A 17,385-nucleotide genomic window follows, 5' to 3' on the forward strand; every position below is an offset into this window, starting at 1 on the left:
CAGCGGTCGACCCGAGCCTCGGAGGTCCCCGTGGTCACGCTTCGCGACGTCGCCCGCGCGGCAGGCGTCTCGCTCGCCACCGCCTCGCGCGCCCTCAGCGACGCCCCGCACGTCTCCCCCGCCAACCGCGAGCAGGTGGCGCTCGCCGCCGCGTCCCTGGGCTACCGGCCGCACCCCGCTGCCCGGGCCCTCACCACGGGCAGCACCGGCACCCTGGGGCTCGTCGTCCCCGACCTCGCCAACCCGTTCTTCGCCGCCGTCGCGAAGGGCGTGCAGGCGCGGGCCCACGAGACCGGCCGCGACGTCCTGGTCGCCGACACGGACGAGGACGTCACCGCGGAGCCCGACATCATCACCCGGCTGGGCGACCGCGTGGACGGTCTCGTGCTCTGCTCGCCGCGCCTGCCCGCCGAGGCGCTCGGCGCCCTGCTCGCCGCGCCGGCCGCCGACGGCAGGGTCGCGCTGGTCAACCGCGAGACCGCGTTCGCTCCCTCGGTGTCGTTCGACCTCTCCGACGGGGTGCGCCAGGCGGTCGACCACCTGCGCGCCCTCGGCCACACGACCGTCGCCTACGTCGGCGGTCCCGCCGGCTCGTGGTCGGACGGCGAGCGCCGGCAGGCCCTCGCCGAGGTCGCCGTGGTCGACCTCGGCACCTTCCGGCCGACGCACGGCGGCGGGGTCCAGGCCGCCGACCTCGCGCTCGCCGCGGGCGCCACCGCCGTCCTGTGCTTCAACGACCTCGTCGCGCTGGGCGTCCTCGCCCGGCTGCACGCCCGCGGCGTCGCCACCCCGGCGGACGTGTCCGTGGTCGGCTTCGACGACGTCCCTGCGGCGTCCCTCGTGACGCCCGCCCTCACCACCGTCGCCGTCCCGCTGGCCCGCGCGGGGCGGGAGGCGGTCGACCTCCTCGCAGGCGCCGCCCGCGGAGGCGACGTCGTCCCCGAGCGCCGCCGCCTGCCCGTCGAGCTCGTCGTCCGCGCGTCCACGGCGCCGCGCGACCCACGGCTCGCCGACACCACCCCCGGCTCCTCCGCCACCGCTCCCGCAACCAGCCCCGCCACCAGCCCCCGCACCGCTGATCCCGAGGTCGTGATCCGATGAGCACCGCCCCGCACCACCCGCTCCTGCCGCTCGCGACGCCGTCGACCACCGAGCCGGCGACCACCCCCGAGCCGTCGCTCGACCTCGGTGTCGTCGACCTGGCCGAGGTCGCGCTCCTGCTGCGCCCAGCCGACGACGTCGCCTTGACGACCCGCCAGGTGCCGGCGGGCACCACGGTGCGGCTGCCCGGCGGCACCGAGGCGACCACGAGGTCGACCCTGCCGCGAGGCCACAAGCTCGCCGTCCGGGCGGTGGCGGCGGGCACCGAGGTGCGCAAGTACGGCCAGTCCATCGGGCGGGCGACGCGCGACGTCGCGCCCGGCGACCACGTGCACACGCACAACCTCGGCATGGACGACGGCGCCCGCGCGTACGAGTTCGGCACGGCCCGCACGACCCTGCCGGAGCCGGCGACGCGCCGCACGTTCCAGGGGTACCGCCGCTCTGACGGGCGGTGGGGCACGCGCAACTACGTCGGCATCCTGACCTCGGTGAACTGCTCCGCGTCGACGGCGCGGATGATCGCGGACCAGTTCCGCGGCCCGGTGCTCGACGCGTACCCGCACGTCGACGGCGTCGTCGCCCTCACGCACGACACCGGCTGCGGCCTCGTGCCGACCTCCGAGGGCGCGCAGGTCACGTTGCGCACCCTGCGGGGGTACGCGTCCCACGCCAACATGGCCGGGCTGCTCCTCGTCGGGCTGGGCTGCGAGATGCTGCCCGCGACCTCGGTCCTGGACGGCGTGGCGCTGCGCGACGACCTGCCGGTGCGCACGCTGACCATCCAGGACACCGGCGGGATCCGTGCGACCGTGCGCGCCGGCGTCGCGGCGGTCACCGAGATGCTGCCCCAGATCGACGCGCTGCGGCGCGAGGAGGCGCCGGCCTCCGAGCTCGTGCTGGGGCTGAACTGCGGGGGCTCGGACGGCTTCTCCGGGATCACCGCGAACCCGGCGCTCGGCCACGCGTCGGACCTGCTCGTCGCGCAGGGCGGCACGTCGATCCTCGCGGAGACGCCCGAGGTGTTCGGCGCCGAGCACCTGCTGCTGCGCCGTGCCGTCTCCGAGGAGGTCGGCCGGCGCCTGCTCGACCGCCTGGACTGGTGGCAGGACTACGCGGCCGCGGGCGGCGGCACCCTCGACAACAACCCGTCGCCCGGCAACAAGGCCGGCGGCCTCACGACCATCCTCGAGAAGTCCCTGGGCGCCGTCGCCAAGGCGGGCACCGCGGACCTCGTCGCCGTGCACGAGTACGCCGAGCCGGTCACCGAGCGCGGCATGACCTTCATGGACACCCCCGGCTACGACCCCGTGTCGGTGACGGGGATCGTCGCCGGCGGTGCCACCGTCGTCGTGTTCACCACCGGGCGCGGCTCGGTCCTGGGGTGCAAGCCGACACCGTCGATCAAGGTGGCCACCAACTCGGACACGTACCGCCGCATGCGCGAGGACATGGACCTCGACGCCGGGCGCATCGTGGAGACAGGCCTGTCGGTCGAGGAGGTGGGCACCGAGCTGTTCGAGAAGATCCTCGCCGTCGCCTCCGGCGAGCAGACGGTGTCGGAGGAGCTCGACCTCGGCGCCGACGAGTTCGTGCCCTGGCAGCTGGGCGCGGTCACCTGACCGCTGTGCGGCCGTGACCCGCGGCGTCGCCCCGGCCGTCCCCCGGGCGGCCGGGCGACACCCGCTCACGCATCCGCACGAGGCCGTCGCCGGTGAGCTCGTCGCAGAACGCCGACCGACCGGCCAGCACCATGACGAGCGCGAGGGTGCTGCCGCGCACCACGGCCCCGTCGCCGTGGGCGAACGGACCGTCGGTGGCCTCCAGGCGCAGGCCCCGCGCGATCGTCCGCCCGGCGACGGTGAAGTCGCGCGCGACGAAGAACCGAGCCACCTCGGTGGTCGTGTCCACGGGCGGCACACGCGGGAGGCCGAGCGGCGTGCGGATGTCCTGCCCGTGCACGACGACCTCCCCGAGCCACGCCGCGGTGTGCCCCGTCGGGGCGACCGTGCTGGTCACGATCCCGCGGAACCGCGCCAGCGTCTCCGCAGGCGTGACGCCCCGGCGCTCCGCCAGCCGGCGCGCGTTGTGCAGGTCGGCGTCGAACCGCGCTCCGGCCATGCTGCGCAGCCATGCCCACCGCCCCGTGCTCGCGCCGGCCGTCAGATGGGCGACGACGTCCTCGACGCTCCAGCGCCCGCACAGCGACGGCGTCGCCCAGGCCGCCTCGTCGAGACCGCCGAGCTCGTCTGCGAGCGCCTCCCGCTCGGCGTGGATCATCGACCAGGTCTCGGCGCGTGGGGTGCTCGTCGTCACGGTGCCAGCCAACCACGGGGCGCCGACGCACGGTTAGGCTCGACGGTGCCCACGACGACGCCGAGAGCTGGAGGTCTGCCCACGTGTCGGGTTCGATGAGTGACGGGATGCGGGTGGCGTTCCTGGACGTGGACGGCACGTACGCCGACCACGGCGCGGTGCCGACGGCCCACGCGGAGGCGGTCCGCGCCGCCCGGAGCGCCGGGCACCGGGTGCTGCTGTGCACGGGCCGGCCGGAGTCGATGCTGCCGCCGTCGCTGCTCGCGGCGGGGTTCGACGGGGTCGTGGCGACGGCCGGCGCGTACGTGCGCCTCGACGGCGAGGTCGTGCACGACCTCCGGTTCCCGACGGACCTCGCGGAGCGTGTCCGGCACGTGCTCGACGCGCACGACGTCGCCTACCTGCTGGAGTCCCCGGAGGCCGTGTACGGGCCGGTGGGGCTCGACGCCCGGCTCCGGGCCCGGGGCGACGCGGCGCCGCGCGACATCCTCGACGTGCTGCGGATGCCCGGCGACCTGTCAGCGGTGCGGTACGCCAAGATCAGCTACTTCGACTCGCCCGTCCCGATCGCGGCGCTGCGCGCGGAGCTCGGCCCCGAGGTCGGCATCCTGCCGTCCTCGTACGCCGATACCGGCGACAGCGCCGGCGAGATCCACCTCGCCGGCGTGCACAAGGCGGTCGGCATGGCGGCCGTGGTGGAGCACCTGGGGATCACCCCGGCGCAGGTGGTCGGCATCGGCGACGGGTACAACGACGTCGAGATGCTCGCGTACGCGGGCACGGCCGTCGCCGTCGAGGGCGCGCCCGCGGCGGTCATGGCCGAGGCGGACCTGGTGGTCCCCGGTCCCGCCGGCGGGGGTGTCGCCCAGGCGTTCGCCCGGCTCGGGCTGATCCCGGAGCCGAGCCCCGCCGTCTGACCCTGCCGCGGTGCCACGCCGCCCGCGGCGGGAGCGAGCCGGAGCCCCCCGTGTGGTCAGCGTCGAGGCGCGCCGTCCTCGCGCGGTACGCCCCGCGGCAGGACCGCGGCACGGGCGCGGGGATGGTCGATCACCCAGTCGACCTGGCTGATCAGCGGCCACCCCAGGATGACGTCCATGGGCCACGGAAGGTCGGCGTTCGCGCCGGTGAGGTCGACGATCACGGCGAGGGACGGGGCGAACCGGTGCCCCAGGATCGTCGGCCCGGCGATCTCCACCGTCTCGGCCTGCCGGGTCTCGCCGGAGGCGTCGGACCCCTCATCCGTCCCTCGCGCCGCGAAGAGCCCCGGGTGGCGGGTGGCGAACCTGGCGTCGACGACGGTCACCGACGCCCCGGTGTCGAACACGACGTCGGCGGTCTCCCCCGACGTCCAGCTCGCGGTGAGGGAGACGTGCCGGCCGGGGTCGAGCCGGATCGGCAGGGCGTGTTCCGGCTCCGGGCCGTCGAGGACGAGCTCGCCGTCGACGAGCCGGTAGTGGCACCGGAACTGCGAGAGCACGTCCTGCCCCAGGAGGAACCGGTCGGCGTGAGGCTGGTCGGCGACATCGAAGTCGCCCAGCCGAGCGCCGCCGACGTCGATGGCCGCCCGCCACAGCCGGTGCCTGATCGAAGCGCCGAAGGCGCTCCTGCCTGTCCTCCCCCCGGGGCGCGTGACCGTCCCGGGCGGCGCCGCGATCGACGTCAGGGCCGCCCCGGAGTCCAGCAGCGCCCGGTAAGGGCGTCCGTCGACCGCCAGCTGCAGAAAGGGCAGTGCCTGTCGCGGGTCCTCGGGGTCGTGCACGACGTCCAGGGGGATCGACACCATGGGCTGCACGCTAGCGGCACCCCCGGCGGCCGAGCCTCGGTCCCCGGTACGGTGAGGTCGGCGGGCCTCGTCGACGCGGCCCGCGCCGCCTGCCGCCCGACGGATGGAGCTTCGATGGCCGACCTGGACGCCCTCACCGCGACGCACCTGGACAAGGCCCGCACCGCCGAGCACGGCCGCAGCGCCGAGGTGGTCGTGCACGACGGCCCGCTGCGCCAGACCGTGCTGGCCCTGCTCGAGGGCGTCGAGCTCGGCGAGCACAACTCGCCGCCCGCGGCCTCGGTGCTGGTCCTGCACGGGCGCCTGCGCGTCACCGCGCTGGAGGGCGACGAGGAGGTCCGCGCCGGTCAGCTGCGGGTGCTGACCCACGAGCGGCACGCGGTGCGCGCGCTGGAGGACTCGGTGTTCCTCCTCACCACCGTGACGAGCATCCCCAAGCCCTGACCCGACCACGACGGGCGGGACCCGGCACCCTTGGTGGGGCGCCGGACCCCGCCCGTCATGAGCGGCTCGCGCGGGTCAGCCGCAGCCGAGCCTCGCCCCCGCCCAGTCGGCGTGGTCGTTGCCGTTGCCGTCCCCGCCGTCGGTCACGACGAGGTCGAGGTAGCGCACCCCGCTGACGTCCACGTCCAGCGCGACCGTCTCGCCGCGGCCGCGCAGCACGGGCGTGGTGGCCAGCGACCGGCCGTCGCCGAGCACCTGGAAGGCGACCGAGCCGCGGGTCTGGACGTCGTCCACCCCGACGGTCGCGGTGAACGACTCGCACCGCTCGCCGAGGAAGAGCCGGACCTTCGACGGCGCGTGCGCGCCGATGCCCTTCTCGTAGACGGTCCCCCGCAGCGTGAGGGGCGTACCGTCGCCGGCCCCCTGCTCGCCGTTGGACAGGTCGCGCTCGACCGGCCCCCAGCCGTTGGACTCGGACACGAACGGCAGGTCGCTGGCCCAGTGCTCGCCGGCAGCCGGCGGCACGACGACGTGCACGTCGCTGCGCGCCTCGACGGTCCGCGGGCCCTTCGGGTCCGCCGTGGTCGTGTACGTCGCGGTCGCGGCCAGGGGGTAGGCCTGGGTGGTGACGTCGCCGCGGGGCGTGACCTTCCAGGTGGTGACGAGCTCGCCGCCGCTGGGCAGCGTGCCCGCCGACGTGGCGTCCGTCGCCTCGACCTCCCAGCCGTCCGGCACGTCGAGGGCGACCTCGACGTCGGCGACGTCGGCCGGCTCGAAGACGCTGAGCGTGGTGGTCACCGTGTTGGCGACGTCAGGCTCGAGGGCGGACCGCTCCGGGTCCACCTCGAGGGACGCGCACGCCGGCACCTCGGTCGCGACGCCCAGGTCCTCGACCAGGAAGTCGTCGAGGACCAGGTCGGCCTGGTCCCCGCCGCCGACGGCCTTGCGCAACCCCACCCAGGTGTCGCCGCAGGTGGACCCCACGACGTCCTGGCTGAACCGCTTCGTGGTCCGCTGCTCGCCGATCGGCGTCGCGCCGGTCTCCACGCTCGTCGGCTCCCCGGACGCCACCGAGTCGTACCCGGTGACCCACTGGTAGTAGCCGCCGCGCCCGGACTGGTAGTCGAAGCTCACCCGGTAGCGGTGCCCGGGCTGGAGGTCGACCGTCGCGGGAGTGGTGCGGTAGACGAGGCCCTGGTTCTCCTCGTGCGCCTTGAGCGACCAGCCGTCGTCGATCACGTCGTCCACGAGCTTGCCGTTCCAGCCGGCCTGCGTGTAGGGCGCGTGCTTCGACGCGAGGTGCGTGCGCGGGTCCGTGACGCCGCCGGCGTCGCCCTTGACGAACGGGCCCCAGCCCTGGGGCACGGACTCGAAGTCGTCGAACGCGACCACGTCCAAGGAGTCCGCGGAGTCCGCGGAGTCCGTGCGCAGGTCCGCCGGCGCCTGCGCCCGCTCGGTCGCCACGACCCGCAGGTCGTCGAGCCGGACGACCGCGTCACCCTCGCCCGCGCGGACGGTCAGGGTGGGCCGCGTGGCCTCGGTGACGTCGAACAGGACCTGCACCCGCTGGTAGTACCGGCTGTGCTTGTCGTCGGCGGCGACCTCGTTGCGCGCGGTCGACCGGCGGACGGTCACCGACGAGCCCTCGACCGAGCGGCCGGGGCCGGAGACCTCCAGCGTCGTGGGACGGGACGCACCCGGCTGCACCTCCACCCAGGCGCTGGCCGCGTAGGTGCCGGGCTGCAGCTCGGCCGTGCGCTGGGTCAGCGAGGCCGGGCCGGCGCCGAGCTGCGCCACGTGCTGCCCGTTGCTCAGCCGCTCACGCGTCACGGTGCCCGACGTCCGGTAGGCGGCCAGGTCGGCCGCGTCGAAGCCGGGGTTCACGAGGGGCGAGCCCTCGCCCCACGCCACCTTCTTCGCCGTCGGCGTGGTGAAGCCGTTGCCCGGCACGTCCGGGTAGAGCACGTACGGCTGGCCGGCCTCGGCGTCGACGGTGACCTTGCCGCCGCGCACCTTCACGACGCCGACCTTCTCGCGGCCCGTGTCGGTGAGCCGGTAGACCGTCAGGGACGACGCGTCGGCGAGGGTGCCCGGGAGGTCCCACGTGGTGGAGCCGCCGGCGGGGTTGTAGTGGTACAGCTTGTCGCCCTGGGCCACCTTGCCCCGCGCGCCGGGCGCGTCGGCCGCGCTCCACGGCAGCAGGTACGTGTCACCGCGCGCCACGACCGCGTCGCCGACCCGGATCTCGCGGTTCGCCGCGCTCGTGCCCCGCGCGGAGACGCCGTCGGCGAAGTCGATCTCGTCGTCGGTCCAGCGCTCGATGTCGTGGTGCTGGAGGAACTTCGTGGTCACGTTGTTCGACCAGATGTTCCGGGAGAACGCGTTCCAGTCGACCTGGCCGGTCCAGCCCTCCCACTCGACGATGCGGGCGTTGCCCAGCAGCGGGTGCGGGTTCCAGGTGTCCTTCTCGCCGTTGCGGATGAAGCGCACGATCTGCGAGTTCAGGCCCTTGTTGGAGGCGCCGCCGTAGTTCTCGTCGGCGGACCAGTGGCTCCACAGCGAGTCCGCCTCGAACTTGTCCGACCACTCCGAGGCGAGCTCGAAGTCGTTCGCCCGTGCGGCGTCCGCCAGGGCCCGCGCCTGCCACCCGTAGTTGTAGTAGACGTCCACGTACAGCAGGTCGAGGTCGCCGCCCGTCTCGTCGGCGAGCTGGCCGATGCGCGACGCGAGGTCGCCGCTGGTGATGTCCCGGCGCTGGTCGATGTAGTACGACTGACCGAGCCAGTTCCAGCCCTCGGCGCTCGGGTCGACGAGCTCCTCGGAGAACGCGTTCGCCTCCGCGTACGACTCGGTGGCGTTGATGTGCACCCCGAAGTCCGCGTTCCAGTCGCCGCCGGACCGGAGCAGGGTGCGCATGTCCGTCAGGCCGCCCGCACGCTCGTTGTAGTTGCCGCCGTAGTCGGGGTGCGCGGAGTCGTGCCCCTCCGACCCGTAGCCCTTGAGCAGCGCCAGCTGGCCGAGGCCGTCCGTGGCCAGCGAGATGTGCTTGACGTCGTCCAGGGTGCGCAGGAACGGGTGGGTGGCCTGCGACGCGAAGTTGAACGGGATGTGCGTGACGACCCGGTCGGGCACCTGGTCGGCGCCCTTCGCCGTCGGCGCGGCGTCACGGTAGGCGATCGCGCCGTCCTGCCAGTCGACGACGCCGTCGCCGTTGGCGTCCGGGGTGAGCACGACGGTGGCCTGCGGCAGCTCCTCCGTGACCGACGAGCCCTTGGCCCGGTAGGTCCACGCGCCGCTCCACACGCCGACGCGGACGTCGTCGCCGTCGGCGCGCGCCTGGCGCTGGAGGCGGTTGCGCTCCTGGGTCGCCTTGCCCGCCGCCTCGTCGTACACGCTGTTGGTGACCACCGAGGCCGCGAGGCCGTTGGCGCTGACGATGGCGTAGGCGGAGCCGACCGGAGCCGCGTTCGTGGCCGTGTCCCGGGTGACGGCGGCGAACGTGTCGCCCTTCGCGTTCCTGTCGGGCGAGATGACGGCCGTGGCGACGCGCGGGTCCGCGTCCGCGGACGAGACGGAGAGCAGGTCGTGCCCCGGGATCTCGAGCGTGCCGACCCGGTGCTCGGCGGTGTCGACGATCTTCGTCACCGCGAACCGGACCTGCCGGCCCTCCACGCGCAGCGCGGCGTCGATGCTGACCCCGGGCAGGTCCGCGAAGGTGAGCCGGTAGGTCGCGGAGTCCGCGCTGCCGCCCGTCTTGGTCACGCTCACGGCGTGCGCCGTGCCGTCGATCGTCACCGCGGTGACCGGGCGGGTGCTGCCGAGCAGCGTGGCGCCGCTCGACCGGTCCGTGTAGCGCAGCACCCGGGGGAAGTCGTCGGCGACCTGGACGTCGAGCGCGGTCGAGCGCAGGGTGACGCCGTCGCTCGCCGCGGCGGTGGCGGACGCCGGCGCCGTGCTCGTGGCGATGGCCGCGGGGGCCGCCACGAGGCCGGCGCAGCCGGTCGCGAGCGCCGCGGCCACCGCGACGGCGCCGCGTGCCGCCCGGGGTGGGCGGACGCGGGGAGATGGGGATCGTCGTGCCATGCGGATCTCTCCTTCGGTCGAGCGGGTCGTCGTCGACCCGCCAAGGCGGTCCGTGCTGGTCAGAACTGCTGGTCAGAACTGCTGGTCAGAACTGCTGGTCAGAACTGCTGGTCAGAACTCCTCGACGTACTCCTGCGCGGCACCCAGGTCGGGGCCGGGGAGCAGCTCGAGGGCCGTGCCGGCGCGATGCTGCTCGAGCACCGTCACCGTGTTCTCCCCGCGGCGCAGCAGCGGCGCGGGGACGTAGAGGGTGCGTTGCGGGCCGACCTCCCAGTAGCGGCCGAGGAGGACGTCGTTGACCCAGACGAACCCCTTGGCCCAGCCGGGCAGCGCGAGGAAGGCGTCGGCGGGCTCGTCGACCTCCAGCACGGTGCGCGCGAGCACCGGGCGCCCGTCCTGCCCCAGGACGCCGGCGTCTGCATCAAGACCGGCACCGAGACCGGCACCGCGCGCGTCTGCCCAGAGCGCGTCGGGGCGGGCGTCGGCGAGCGGGACCGGCCGCGACGACCAGCCGTGCACGATGCGCCGGTCCACGAGGACGTCCCGGACGATGCCCTTCGGCTCCCCGAGGCGGGGCCCGTAGTTGACCCGGCCGAGGTTCTCGACCCACAGCTCGAGGGTCACCTCGGCGCCCGTCCCGGCGACGACGACGCCGTCCGCGGCGGTCGCCCGCTCCAGCACGCCCGCGGGGGCGCCGTCGACGAGCACCGTGGCGCGGTCGTGAAGGCCGAGCACGGAGACCGTCGACTCCCCCACGGGCAGCCTGGTCCACGCACGGTAGACCACGAGGCCGGCGTCCAGCCCGAGCTGCTCGAAGGTGCGCGGGCGGGGCGACCGGTCCCCCGGGCCCGCCAGCAGGTCGAGGGCACGCGCCGCCGGACGCAGCACCGGGGCCGGGAGGGTGCGCGGGGCCAGCCGCGCGGGCGGCGCGAGGGCCACCGCGTCGTCGTCCCGGGGCACGTGGGGTGAGCGGTAGGGCTCGAAGACCTCCCGCATCGCGACGAGCTTGGCCGTGGCGGTGCCGTCCTCGGCGACGGGCGCGTCGGAGTCGTAGCTGGTGACGGTGGGCTGCAGCACCGTGCCGTCGTGGTTCGCCCCGGCCCACAGCCCCGGGTGGGAGCCGCCGTGCGCCATGTAGAGGCTCACGGACCCGCCGAGCTCGAGGATCTGCTCCACGGTGCGCGCGGCGTCGTGCGGGTCGCGCGTGTGGTGCTCCTCGCCCCAGTGGTCGAACCAGCCGTTCCACATCTCCGCGACGAGGAAGGGCTCGGCGTCGGGGCGGCGCCCGGCGAGGAGGTCGCGCGCCTCCCCCGGCTTGGAGCCGAGGGTCGCCGCCGCGAGCACGCCGGGCAGCGAACCGCCGTCCTGCATGAGGTGGGTGGGACCGTCGGCGGTGAAGACGAGCTCGTCGATCCCGTGGCGCGCGAGCGCGTCGCGCACCCAGGCGACGTACGCGTGGTCGTCGCCGTAGCTCCCGTACTCGTTCTCCACCTGCACGGCGACCACGGGCCCGCCGCGACCGGCCTGCAGCGCGGCGACGCGCGGCAGCAGCTCCGCGAACCATCGGTCGACGGCGGCCGTGAACCGCGGGTCGACCGTGCGCAGCGCGATGCCCGGGGTGCCGGTGAGCCACGCGGGCAGGCCGCCGTTCGACCACTCGGCACAGATGTACGGTCCGGGCCGCACGACCGCGTCCATGCCGAGCTCGCCCACGAGGCGCAGGAACTGCTCGACGTCGCGGTCTCCGTCGAAGTCGAACCGGCCGGGCTCGGCCTCGTGCCAGTTCCACGGGACGTACGTGTCGACGGTGTTGAGCCCCATGGCACGCACGCGGACCAGGCGGTCGCGCCACAGCTCGGGGTGCACCCGGAAGTAGTGCACGGAGCCGGACAGCACCCGGTGCGGCACCCCGTGCCGCAGGAGCACCGCGCCGTCGGCGGTCAGCGCGGGCCCGGCGGTCACTTGAGCGCCCCGTTCGCCAGCCCCGAGCGCCAGAACCGCTGCAGGGACAGGAAGGCGACGATCAGGGGCACGACGGCCACGAACGCGCCGATGATCACCATGTGCCGCTCGATCTGCCCGGACTGCACGAGAGCGTTCCACGTGACCAGGCCGACCGTGACGGGCTTGAGGTTCTCGTCGATCAGCACCTGGGACGGCAGCAGGAGGTTGTTCCAGATCTCGACGAACTGGAAGAGGAAGATGGTCACCAGGGCGGGCGACATCATCCGCAGGCTCACCCCGAAGAAGATCCGGCCCTCGGCCGCGCCGTCGAGCCGCGCCGCCTCGACCACCTCGTCCGGCACGGACTGCGCGGCGAAGACCCGCGCGAGGTAGACGCCGAACGGGCTGACGATGCTCGGCAGCAGCACCGCGAGGTATGTGTTGACGATCCCTACCTGGGAGAACATCAGGAACAGCGGCAGCGTGAAGAGCACCTTCGGCACCAGCACCGCCCCGAGCACGACGGCGAACAGCACGCCACGGCCCGGGAAGTCGAACTTCGCGACCGCGTACCCCGTGGCCGCCGCCACGAGGGTGCCGAGCCCCGCACCCACGATCGAGTAGAGCGCGGCGTTGCCCATCCAGACCGCGAAGATGCCGCCCTTGTAGGCGAAGAGGTCGGCGAGGTTGCCGAACAGGTCGAAGTGGCTGAACCACAGCGGGTTGCCCGCGAAGGTGTAGCCGGCGTCCTTGGTGGCCGCGACGAGCAGCCACCACAGCGGGAAGAGGAAGTAGGCGCTGGTCAGCACCAGGACCCCGGTGACGAGCACCCGGCTGCGCAGCGTCGTCTCGACGGAGTCGCGGCGGGGCCGCACCGCCGTGCGGGGGGCGCTCACGAGGACCTCCGGGAGGTGAGGCGGAAGAAGAGGACGGACAGCACGGCCACCCCGACGGCGAGGATGACCGACTGCGCCGCCGCGTACGGGTAGTTCGCCGCGGTGATCGACGACTGGGCGGCCATCAGCGGCGTGAACTTGGGCCCGATGGTGCCGGTGCTCGACGACAGCACGAACGGCTCGTTGTAGAGCTGGGCGGACCCGATGATCGAGAACACCGCGGTGAGCAGGATGGCGGGCCGCACCAGCGGCACCTTGACGTGCCAGGCGGTGCGCCACGGAGAGGCGCCGTCGAGCCTGGCGGCCTCGAGCACCTCGCCGGGGATCCCCTGCAGCGCGGCGTAGATGATGATCATGTTGTAGCCCGTCCACCCCCAGGTGACGACGTTGGCGACGGACCACAGCGTCAGCTCCGTGCCGAGGAAGTCCACGGTGAGGCCGGTCGGGGCGAGCAGCTGGTTGATGGGGCTGCCCGTCGGCGAGTAGAGGAACGACCACATGAGCGCCGACACGACGGTCGGCACGGCGTACGGCGCGAAGCTCGCCAGCCGGAAGAACCCCTTGCCGCGCGCGGAGGCGGAGTCGATCAGCAGCGCCAGACCGAGCGCGAAGCCCAGCATCACCGGCACCTGCACGGCACCGAACAGGAGCACGCGGCCGAGCGACGCGACGAACCCGGCGTCGTGCAGGGCGGCGGCGTAGTTGAACCAGGGGTCGAAGACCTCGGTGGGCGGCGTCAGGCCGAGCGCGTCCCGCTCGATGCGGAACAGGCTCTGGTAGACGGCGTAGCAGATGGGCGCGACGTACACCGCCGCGAACAGCAGGACGAACGGCGCGACGAACCGCAGCGCGACGCGGGAGGTGCGGGACCGCGGGCGGCGGGCCCGCGGGGGCACCGGCGCGGGCGTCGAGGCGCGCCCGGGCCGGTGCTCCGTGGAGATCGTGGCGGTCACGGTCACTCGCCGACCGTGATGCCCTGCTGGGAGAGCTCGTCGATCGTGGCGGCCTTCGCGCTCGTCAGCGCGCCGGCGACGGTCGCGCCGCCCTGGCCCGCGTAGGCCTTCTTCATGTCCGCGGCGAAGGTCCCCATGAGCGTGGACACGCCGGGGCCCCACTGCCAGCCCTCGGCCACGTTCGCGGCCGCGTCGACGAACACCTCGTCCACGACCTGGCCGCCGAAGTAGTCGTCGCCCTGGGTCAGCAGGTCGGACTTCAGGCCCTCGACGGAGGCGGGCAGCGTGCCGGCGGCCTCGATGACCGCGTCGACCGCCGTCGGGTCGGTCGACATGAAGTGCGCGACCTCCCACGCGGCCTCGGGCTCCTCGCAGCCGGCGAGGACCGCCGTGGCGCTGCCTCCGACGTTGCCGGTGGTGGTGTCGCCCTGCTCCCAGGTGGGCAGCGGTGCCACGGCCCAGGAGCCGGAGGCGGCCGCGGCGGAGTCCTTGAGGATGCCCTTGAACCAGGCCGCCCCGACGATCGTCGCGATGCTGCCGTCCGACAGCCCGGCCGCCCACTGGTCGCTCCAGATGCCGGCGCCGACGAGGCCGTCGTCCACCAGGCCCTGCCAGTAGTCGGCGACCTCCTGGTTCTCGGGCGAGTCGTTGGTGATCGACCAGGTGCCGCCGTCGACCGTGTACCAGGGGGCGCCCGCCTGCCAGGCGAAGCCCGTGTAGTCGAAGTCCTCGTACGTCCCGGTGAGCGCGACGCCGGCCTTCTTGAGCTTCTCGCCGGCGGCCTGGTACTCGGCCCACGTGGTGGGCACGTCGATGCCGTGCTCGGCGAAGACGTCCTTGTTGTAGAAGAGCACCATCGGGCCCTGGTCCTGCGGGGCGCCGTAGACGCGGTCGCCGACCGTCACGCCGGACCAGCCGGCCGGGGTGTAAGCGTCCGCGTCCTTCGAAGCGATGTCCGTGACCTCGAGCAGGTTGCCCTCGGAGACGAAGCTCGGCATGGTCTCGTAGCCCACCTGCGCCAGGCAGGGCGCGTCTCCGGCCTTCACCGCGTTGCGGATCTTGTCGTAGCCGCCCTTGTTGCCCGGCTCGATCTCGGTGAACCTCACCTGGACGTCGTCGTGCGCGGCGTTGAACGCCTCGGCGGCCTTGTCGTAGCCCTGCGCCCAGGTCCAGACGTCGATCGTGGTGGGCTCGCCGTCGGCGCCGCCCGCCGTGTCGCCGCCGGCGCACGCCGTGAGGCTCACTGCCGCCAGCGCGGCCACGCATGCCGCGCCGGTCGCCCGCGCCGACCCGTTCACCGTCGAACGCTTCATCTCTGACTCCTTCTGACCACTGTGTACCGAGGAGCGGCACCGACGCCGCACGAGGAATGCGAGCACCATAACCGGTTCTGATATCCATAACAACACCGCGTCACGCCTCAATGAAGGGCCACACCCCTCACGTGACCCGACGTGGGCTGTTATGGTCACCACCGCGGGAGGTAGCATCGAGCCCGCAGCGTGCCGGGAGCGGCCCGCACGACGAGGGACCGGGGTGAGCCGTGGCACGGGCGTCATCGATGAACGACGTGGCGCGCATCGCCGGCGTCTCGGCGCAGACGGTCTCGCGCGTGCTGTCGGACCATCCGCACGTCAACGCCGCCACCCGCGCCAAGGTGCTGGCCGCCGTCGAGGAGTCCGGGTACCGCCGCAACCGCCTCGCGCGGGCGCTCGTCACCGGCCGGAGCCGCACGCTGGGCGTCGTCACCCACGAGACCGACCACTACTCGACCTCGGCGATCCTGCTCGGCGCCCAGACCGCCGCCCGGGCGGGGGGCTACTTCGTCTCCACGGCGACCACGCCGTCCCTGTCCGCGTCGGCGCTGGCCCACGCCGTCTCACGCCTGCTCGACCAGGGGGTCGACGGCCTCCTCGTGGCCGTGCCGGTGCGCGAGGACGTGTCGTTGGGCGACCTGACCCGGGGGCTGCCGACCGTCGTCCTCGACGGGATGCGCTCGGCGGCCACGGAGGTCGTCGCGGTGGACCAGGTGGAGGCCGGGCGGCTCGCCACCGAGCATCTCCTGGAGCTCGGCCACGAGACGGTGTGGCACATCGCCGGACCCGAGTCGTGGAACGACGCGACGGCACGCACCGCCGGCTGGCGCCGCGCGCTCGAGGCCGCGGAGCGCACCGTCCCGCCGGTGCTGCACGGTGACTGGTCGCCCGAGTCCGGCCATCGCAACGGGGAGCTCGTGGGGCGGATGCCCGAGGTCACCGCGCTGTTCGTCGCGAGCGACGAGATGGCGTTCGGCGCCGTCCGCGCCCTGGTCGAGCTCGGTCGCCGCGTGCCCGAGGACGTCTCGGTCGTGGGCATGGACGACATCGCGCTCGCCGCGTACGCGTCCCCGCCCCTGACCACCGTCCGTCAGCCGTTCCACGACGTCGGCGGGCGTGCCGTGGAGCACCTCCTCGCCCTGCTCGCCGACCCCGGGACGGTGCACGAGCCGGAGGTCGTGCGCCCGGAGCTCGTGGTGCGCTCGTCGACCGCGCCCCTGTCGCGCTAACGACGCCGCCGCGCGAGGTTCGCGAGCGGCGAGTACCGCGGCACCCAGCGCGCGAGGGCGGCCGCCGAGGCCCCGCCGAGGGTCGCCGTCGCCCACACCCCTGCCGCCAACGACCCGAGCGCGGCGCCCGCCGACAGCACCAGCGGCCCGAGCGCGTCCCCCGTGTCCTGGAAGAGCCGCCACACGCTGAGGAACGTCGGGCGCACCGCCGCCGGCGCGACGTCGGCGCCCAGCGTCATGACGATGCCCGACCCCATGCCGTTGCCCACGCCCAGCACGGCCGCCACCACCGTCACCGCGCCGACCGTGTGCGCGACCGGCAGCAGGGCCAGGCCGGCGGCCATCGTGAGCATGGACGGGACGGCCACCCACAGCCGCCCGAACCGGTCCATCACCTTGCCCGCCGGGTAGAACAGCAGCATGTCCAGGGCGCCCGAGACGCCGAAGATCAGGGACGTCACCTCGGCGTCGAGGCCCAGGTGCTCGCCCCACAGCGGGATGACGGTCTGCCGGGCGCCGCGCACGGCGCTCACCAGCAGGATCGCCACGCCGAGCGTGGCGAACAGGTGCCGGTGCTCGCGAGCGACCGCGACGATCGAGACACGAGCGCCGCCCGGTGGCCGCGGGGCGGTCGCCTCCTCCTGGGGCTCGGGGCGCACGAGCGCGAGGACCGCCACCGCCACGAGCGCCGACCCCGCCCCGAGCCAGAACGCGCCGTGCAGCGACGTCGCGGCGATCACCGCGGCTCCGGCGAACGGCCCCAGGAACAGCCCGATGCGGTGCACGCCGGCGAGCGTCGACAGCACCCGGGCCCGCCGCAGCGGGGGTGTGATCTCGGTGAGATAGGCCTGCCGGGCGAGGTTGAACACGGCGTTGGACGCGCCCAGCGCCAGCACACCGGCGGCCAGCCCCCACAGCGCGGTCGACAGGGCGATCGTCGTGAACGCCAGCACGGCGACGCCACCGGCCAGGAGCATGGCGGTCCGGTCCCCGAGCCGTTGCGCGAGCGCGCCCGCGGGCAGGTCGAAGGCGATCTTGCCGAGCGGCAGCAGCGCCGCCACCAGCCCCGCGACGGTCAGGCTCGCGCCGCGGTCCGTGGCCGTGACCGCGACGACGGGCAGCAGGGCGCCGATGCCGATCTCCAGCACCAGGGTGGGCAGGAACGCGCCCAGGACGACGCTGCGCAACGGGAAGAGCGGCGGGGACGGCACGCGTCCTTCCTATCGCACGGGTGCCCGGCGACGGAGCGCCGTCCCAGCGGGAGGGCCGCACCTCGGCGCGACCGGCTCGGCGTCACAGGCTCGGCGTCACAGGCTCGGC

13 protein-coding genes are annotated in these 17,385 nt (G+C 74.2%); 5 read left to right on the plus strand and 8 right to left on the minus strand.

The features are described 5' to 3' along the window. The first annotated feature begins 30 nt into the window (after positions 1–30). Both ACWGKI_RS05250 and ACWGKI_RS05255 read left to right on the plus strand, forming a co-directional pair. Positions 31–1,101, plus strand: coding sequence for a LacI family DNA-binding transcriptional regulator (locus tag ACWGKI_RS05250; protein ID WP_452185235.1), 1,071 nt, complete (start codon positions 31–33; stop codon positions 1,099–1,101). Continuing rightward, positions 1,098–2,723 carry a UxaA family hydrolase gene (locus ACWGKI_RS05255; protein WP_452185237.1) on the plus strand — a complete coding sequence of 542 codons (1,626 nt, stop codon included), beginning with the start codon at positions 1,098–1,100 and terminating at the stop codon, positions 2,721–2,723. Before ACWGKI_RS05250 ends, ACWGKI_RS05255 begins: the two co-directional genes overlap by 4 nt. Here ACWGKI_RS05255 and ACWGKI_RS05260 read toward each other — a convergent pair. After that, positions 2,716–3,417, minus strand: coding sequence for a maleylpyruvate isomerase family mycothiol-dependent enzyme (locus ACWGKI_RS05260; protein ID WP_452185239.1), 702 nt, complete (start codon positions 3,415–3,417; stop codon positions 2,716–2,718). The two genes, ACWGKI_RS05255 and ACWGKI_RS05260, sit on opposite strands and share 8 nt — an antisense overlap. Before the next feature lie 95 nt (positions 3,418–3,512). On the opposite strand from ACWGKI_RS05260, the gene ACWGKI_RS05265 reads away from it, so the two are divergent. Next, the gene (locus tag ACWGKI_RS05265; protein ID WP_452185241.1) at positions 3,513–4,334 is read left to right on the plus strand and encodes an HAD hydrolase family protein; all 822 of its coding nucleotides are present in this window, start codon (positions 3,513–3,515) and stop codon (positions 4,332–4,334) included. Positions 4,335–4,390: 56 nt separating this feature from the next. Here ACWGKI_RS05265 and ACWGKI_RS05270 read toward each other — a convergent pair whose 3' ends face one another. After that, positions 4,391–5,200, minus strand: coding sequence for an aspartyl protease family protein (locus ACWGKI_RS05270; RefSeq protein ID WP_452185243.1), 810 nt, complete (start codon positions 5,198–5,200; stop codon positions 4,391–4,393). A 114-nt stretch (positions 5,201–5,314) separates the two neighbouring features. Between ACWGKI_RS05270 and ACWGKI_RS05275 the strand changes: the two genes are divergently transcribed. Continuing rightward, positions 5,315–5,644, plus strand: coding sequence for a cupin domain-containing protein (locus ACWGKI_RS05275; protein ID WP_380242756.1), 330 nt, complete (start codon positions 5,315–5,317; stop codon positions 5,642–5,644). A gap of 75 nt (positions 5,645–5,719) precedes the next feature. On the opposite strand, the gene ACWGKI_RS05280 is transcribed toward ACWGKI_RS05275, so the two are convergent. The 5 genes from ACWGKI_RS05280 to ACWGKI_RS05300 form a co-directional block, all read right to left on the minus strand. After that, positions 5,720–9,727, minus strand: a complete 4,008-nt coding sequence (locus ACWGKI_RS05280) for an endo-alpha-N-acetylgalactosaminidase family protein (protein ID WP_452185245.1) — start codon at positions 9,725–9,727, stop codon at positions 5,720–5,722. Positions 9,728–9,838: 111 nt separating this feature from the next. Further along, complete coding sequence (locus tag ACWGKI_RS05285; protein WP_452185247.1) at positions 9,839–11,689, minus strand: glycoside hydrolase family 35 protein; 1,851 nt, start codon at positions 11,687–11,689, stop codon at positions 9,839–9,841. After that, on the minus strand, positions 11,686–12,567 hold the full coding sequence (locus tag ACWGKI_RS05290; protein WP_452185248.1) for a carbohydrate ABC transporter permease: 882 nt from the start codon (positions 12,565–12,567) through the stop codon (positions 11,686–11,688). The genes ACWGKI_RS05285 and ACWGKI_RS05290 overlap by 4 nt, the downstream gene beginning before the upstream one ends. Then, positions 12,564–13,526, minus strand: coding sequence for a carbohydrate ABC transporter permease (locus tag ACWGKI_RS05295; protein WP_452185250.1), 963 nt, complete (start codon positions 13,524–13,526; stop codon positions 12,564–12,566). The genes ACWGKI_RS05290 and ACWGKI_RS05295 overlap by 4 nt, the downstream gene beginning before the upstream one ends. Next, entirely contained in the window at positions 13,523–14,833 is a 1,311-nt protein-coding gene (locus ACWGKI_RS05300; RefSeq protein WP_452185252.1) for an ABC transporter substrate-binding protein, read from the minus strand. Before ACWGKI_RS05300 ends, ACWGKI_RS05295 begins: the two co-directional genes overlap by 4 nt. A gap of 248 nt (positions 14,834–15,081) precedes the next feature. Between ACWGKI_RS05300 and ACWGKI_RS05305 the strand changes: the two genes are divergently transcribed. Next, positions 15,082–16,065: a LacI family DNA-binding transcriptional regulator gene (locus ACWGKI_RS05305; RefSeq protein WP_452185254.1), complete on the plus strand. Its 984-nt coding sequence runs from the start codon at positions 15,082–15,084 to the stop codon at positions 16,063–16,065. Here the strand turns inward: ACWGKI_RS05305 and ACWGKI_RS05310 are convergent. After that, complete coding sequence (locus ACWGKI_RS05310; protein WP_452185255.1) at positions 16,062–17,276, minus strand: MFS transporter; 1,215 nt, start codon at positions 17,274–17,276, stop codon at positions 16,062–16,064. The two genes, ACWGKI_RS05305 and ACWGKI_RS05310, sit on opposite strands and share 4 nt — an antisense overlap. Positions 17,277–17,385 lie beyond the last annotated feature (109 nt).

The sequence above is a fragment of the Isoptericola sp. NPDC055881 genome (genome assembly GCF_053615895.1).

Bases quoted from the DNA above. Each gene is read 5' to 3' on its own strand.
- ACWGKI_RS05255 (WP_452185237.1), top strand. From the start codon at position 1,098: ATGAGCACCGCCCCGCACCACCCGCTCCTGCCGCTCGCGACGCCGTCG.
- ACWGKI_RS05265 (WP_452185241.1), top strand. From the start codon at position 3,513: ATGAGTGACGGGATGCGGGTGGCGTTCCTGGACGTGGACGGCACGTAC.
- ACWGKI_RS05270 (WP_452185243.1), bottom strand. From the start codon at position 5,200: ATGGTGTCGATCCCCCTGGACGTCGTGCACGACCCCGAGGACCCGCGA.
- ACWGKI_RS05275 (WP_380242756.1), top strand. From the start codon at position 5,315: ATGGCCGACCTGGACGCCCTCACCGCGACGCACCTGGACAAGGCCCGC.
- ACWGKI_RS05280 (WP_452185245.1), bottom strand. From the start codon at position 9,727: ATGGCACGACGATCCCCATCTCCCCGCGTCCGCCCACCCCGGGCGGCA.
- ACWGKI_RS05300 (WP_452185252.1), bottom strand. From the start codon at position 14,833: ATGAAGCGTTCGACGGTGAACGGGTCGGCGCGGGCGACCGGCGCGGCA.
- ACWGKI_RS05305 (WP_452185254.1), top strand. From the start codon at position 15,082: ATGAACGACGTGGCGCGCATCGCCGGCGTCTCGGCGCAGACGGTCTCG.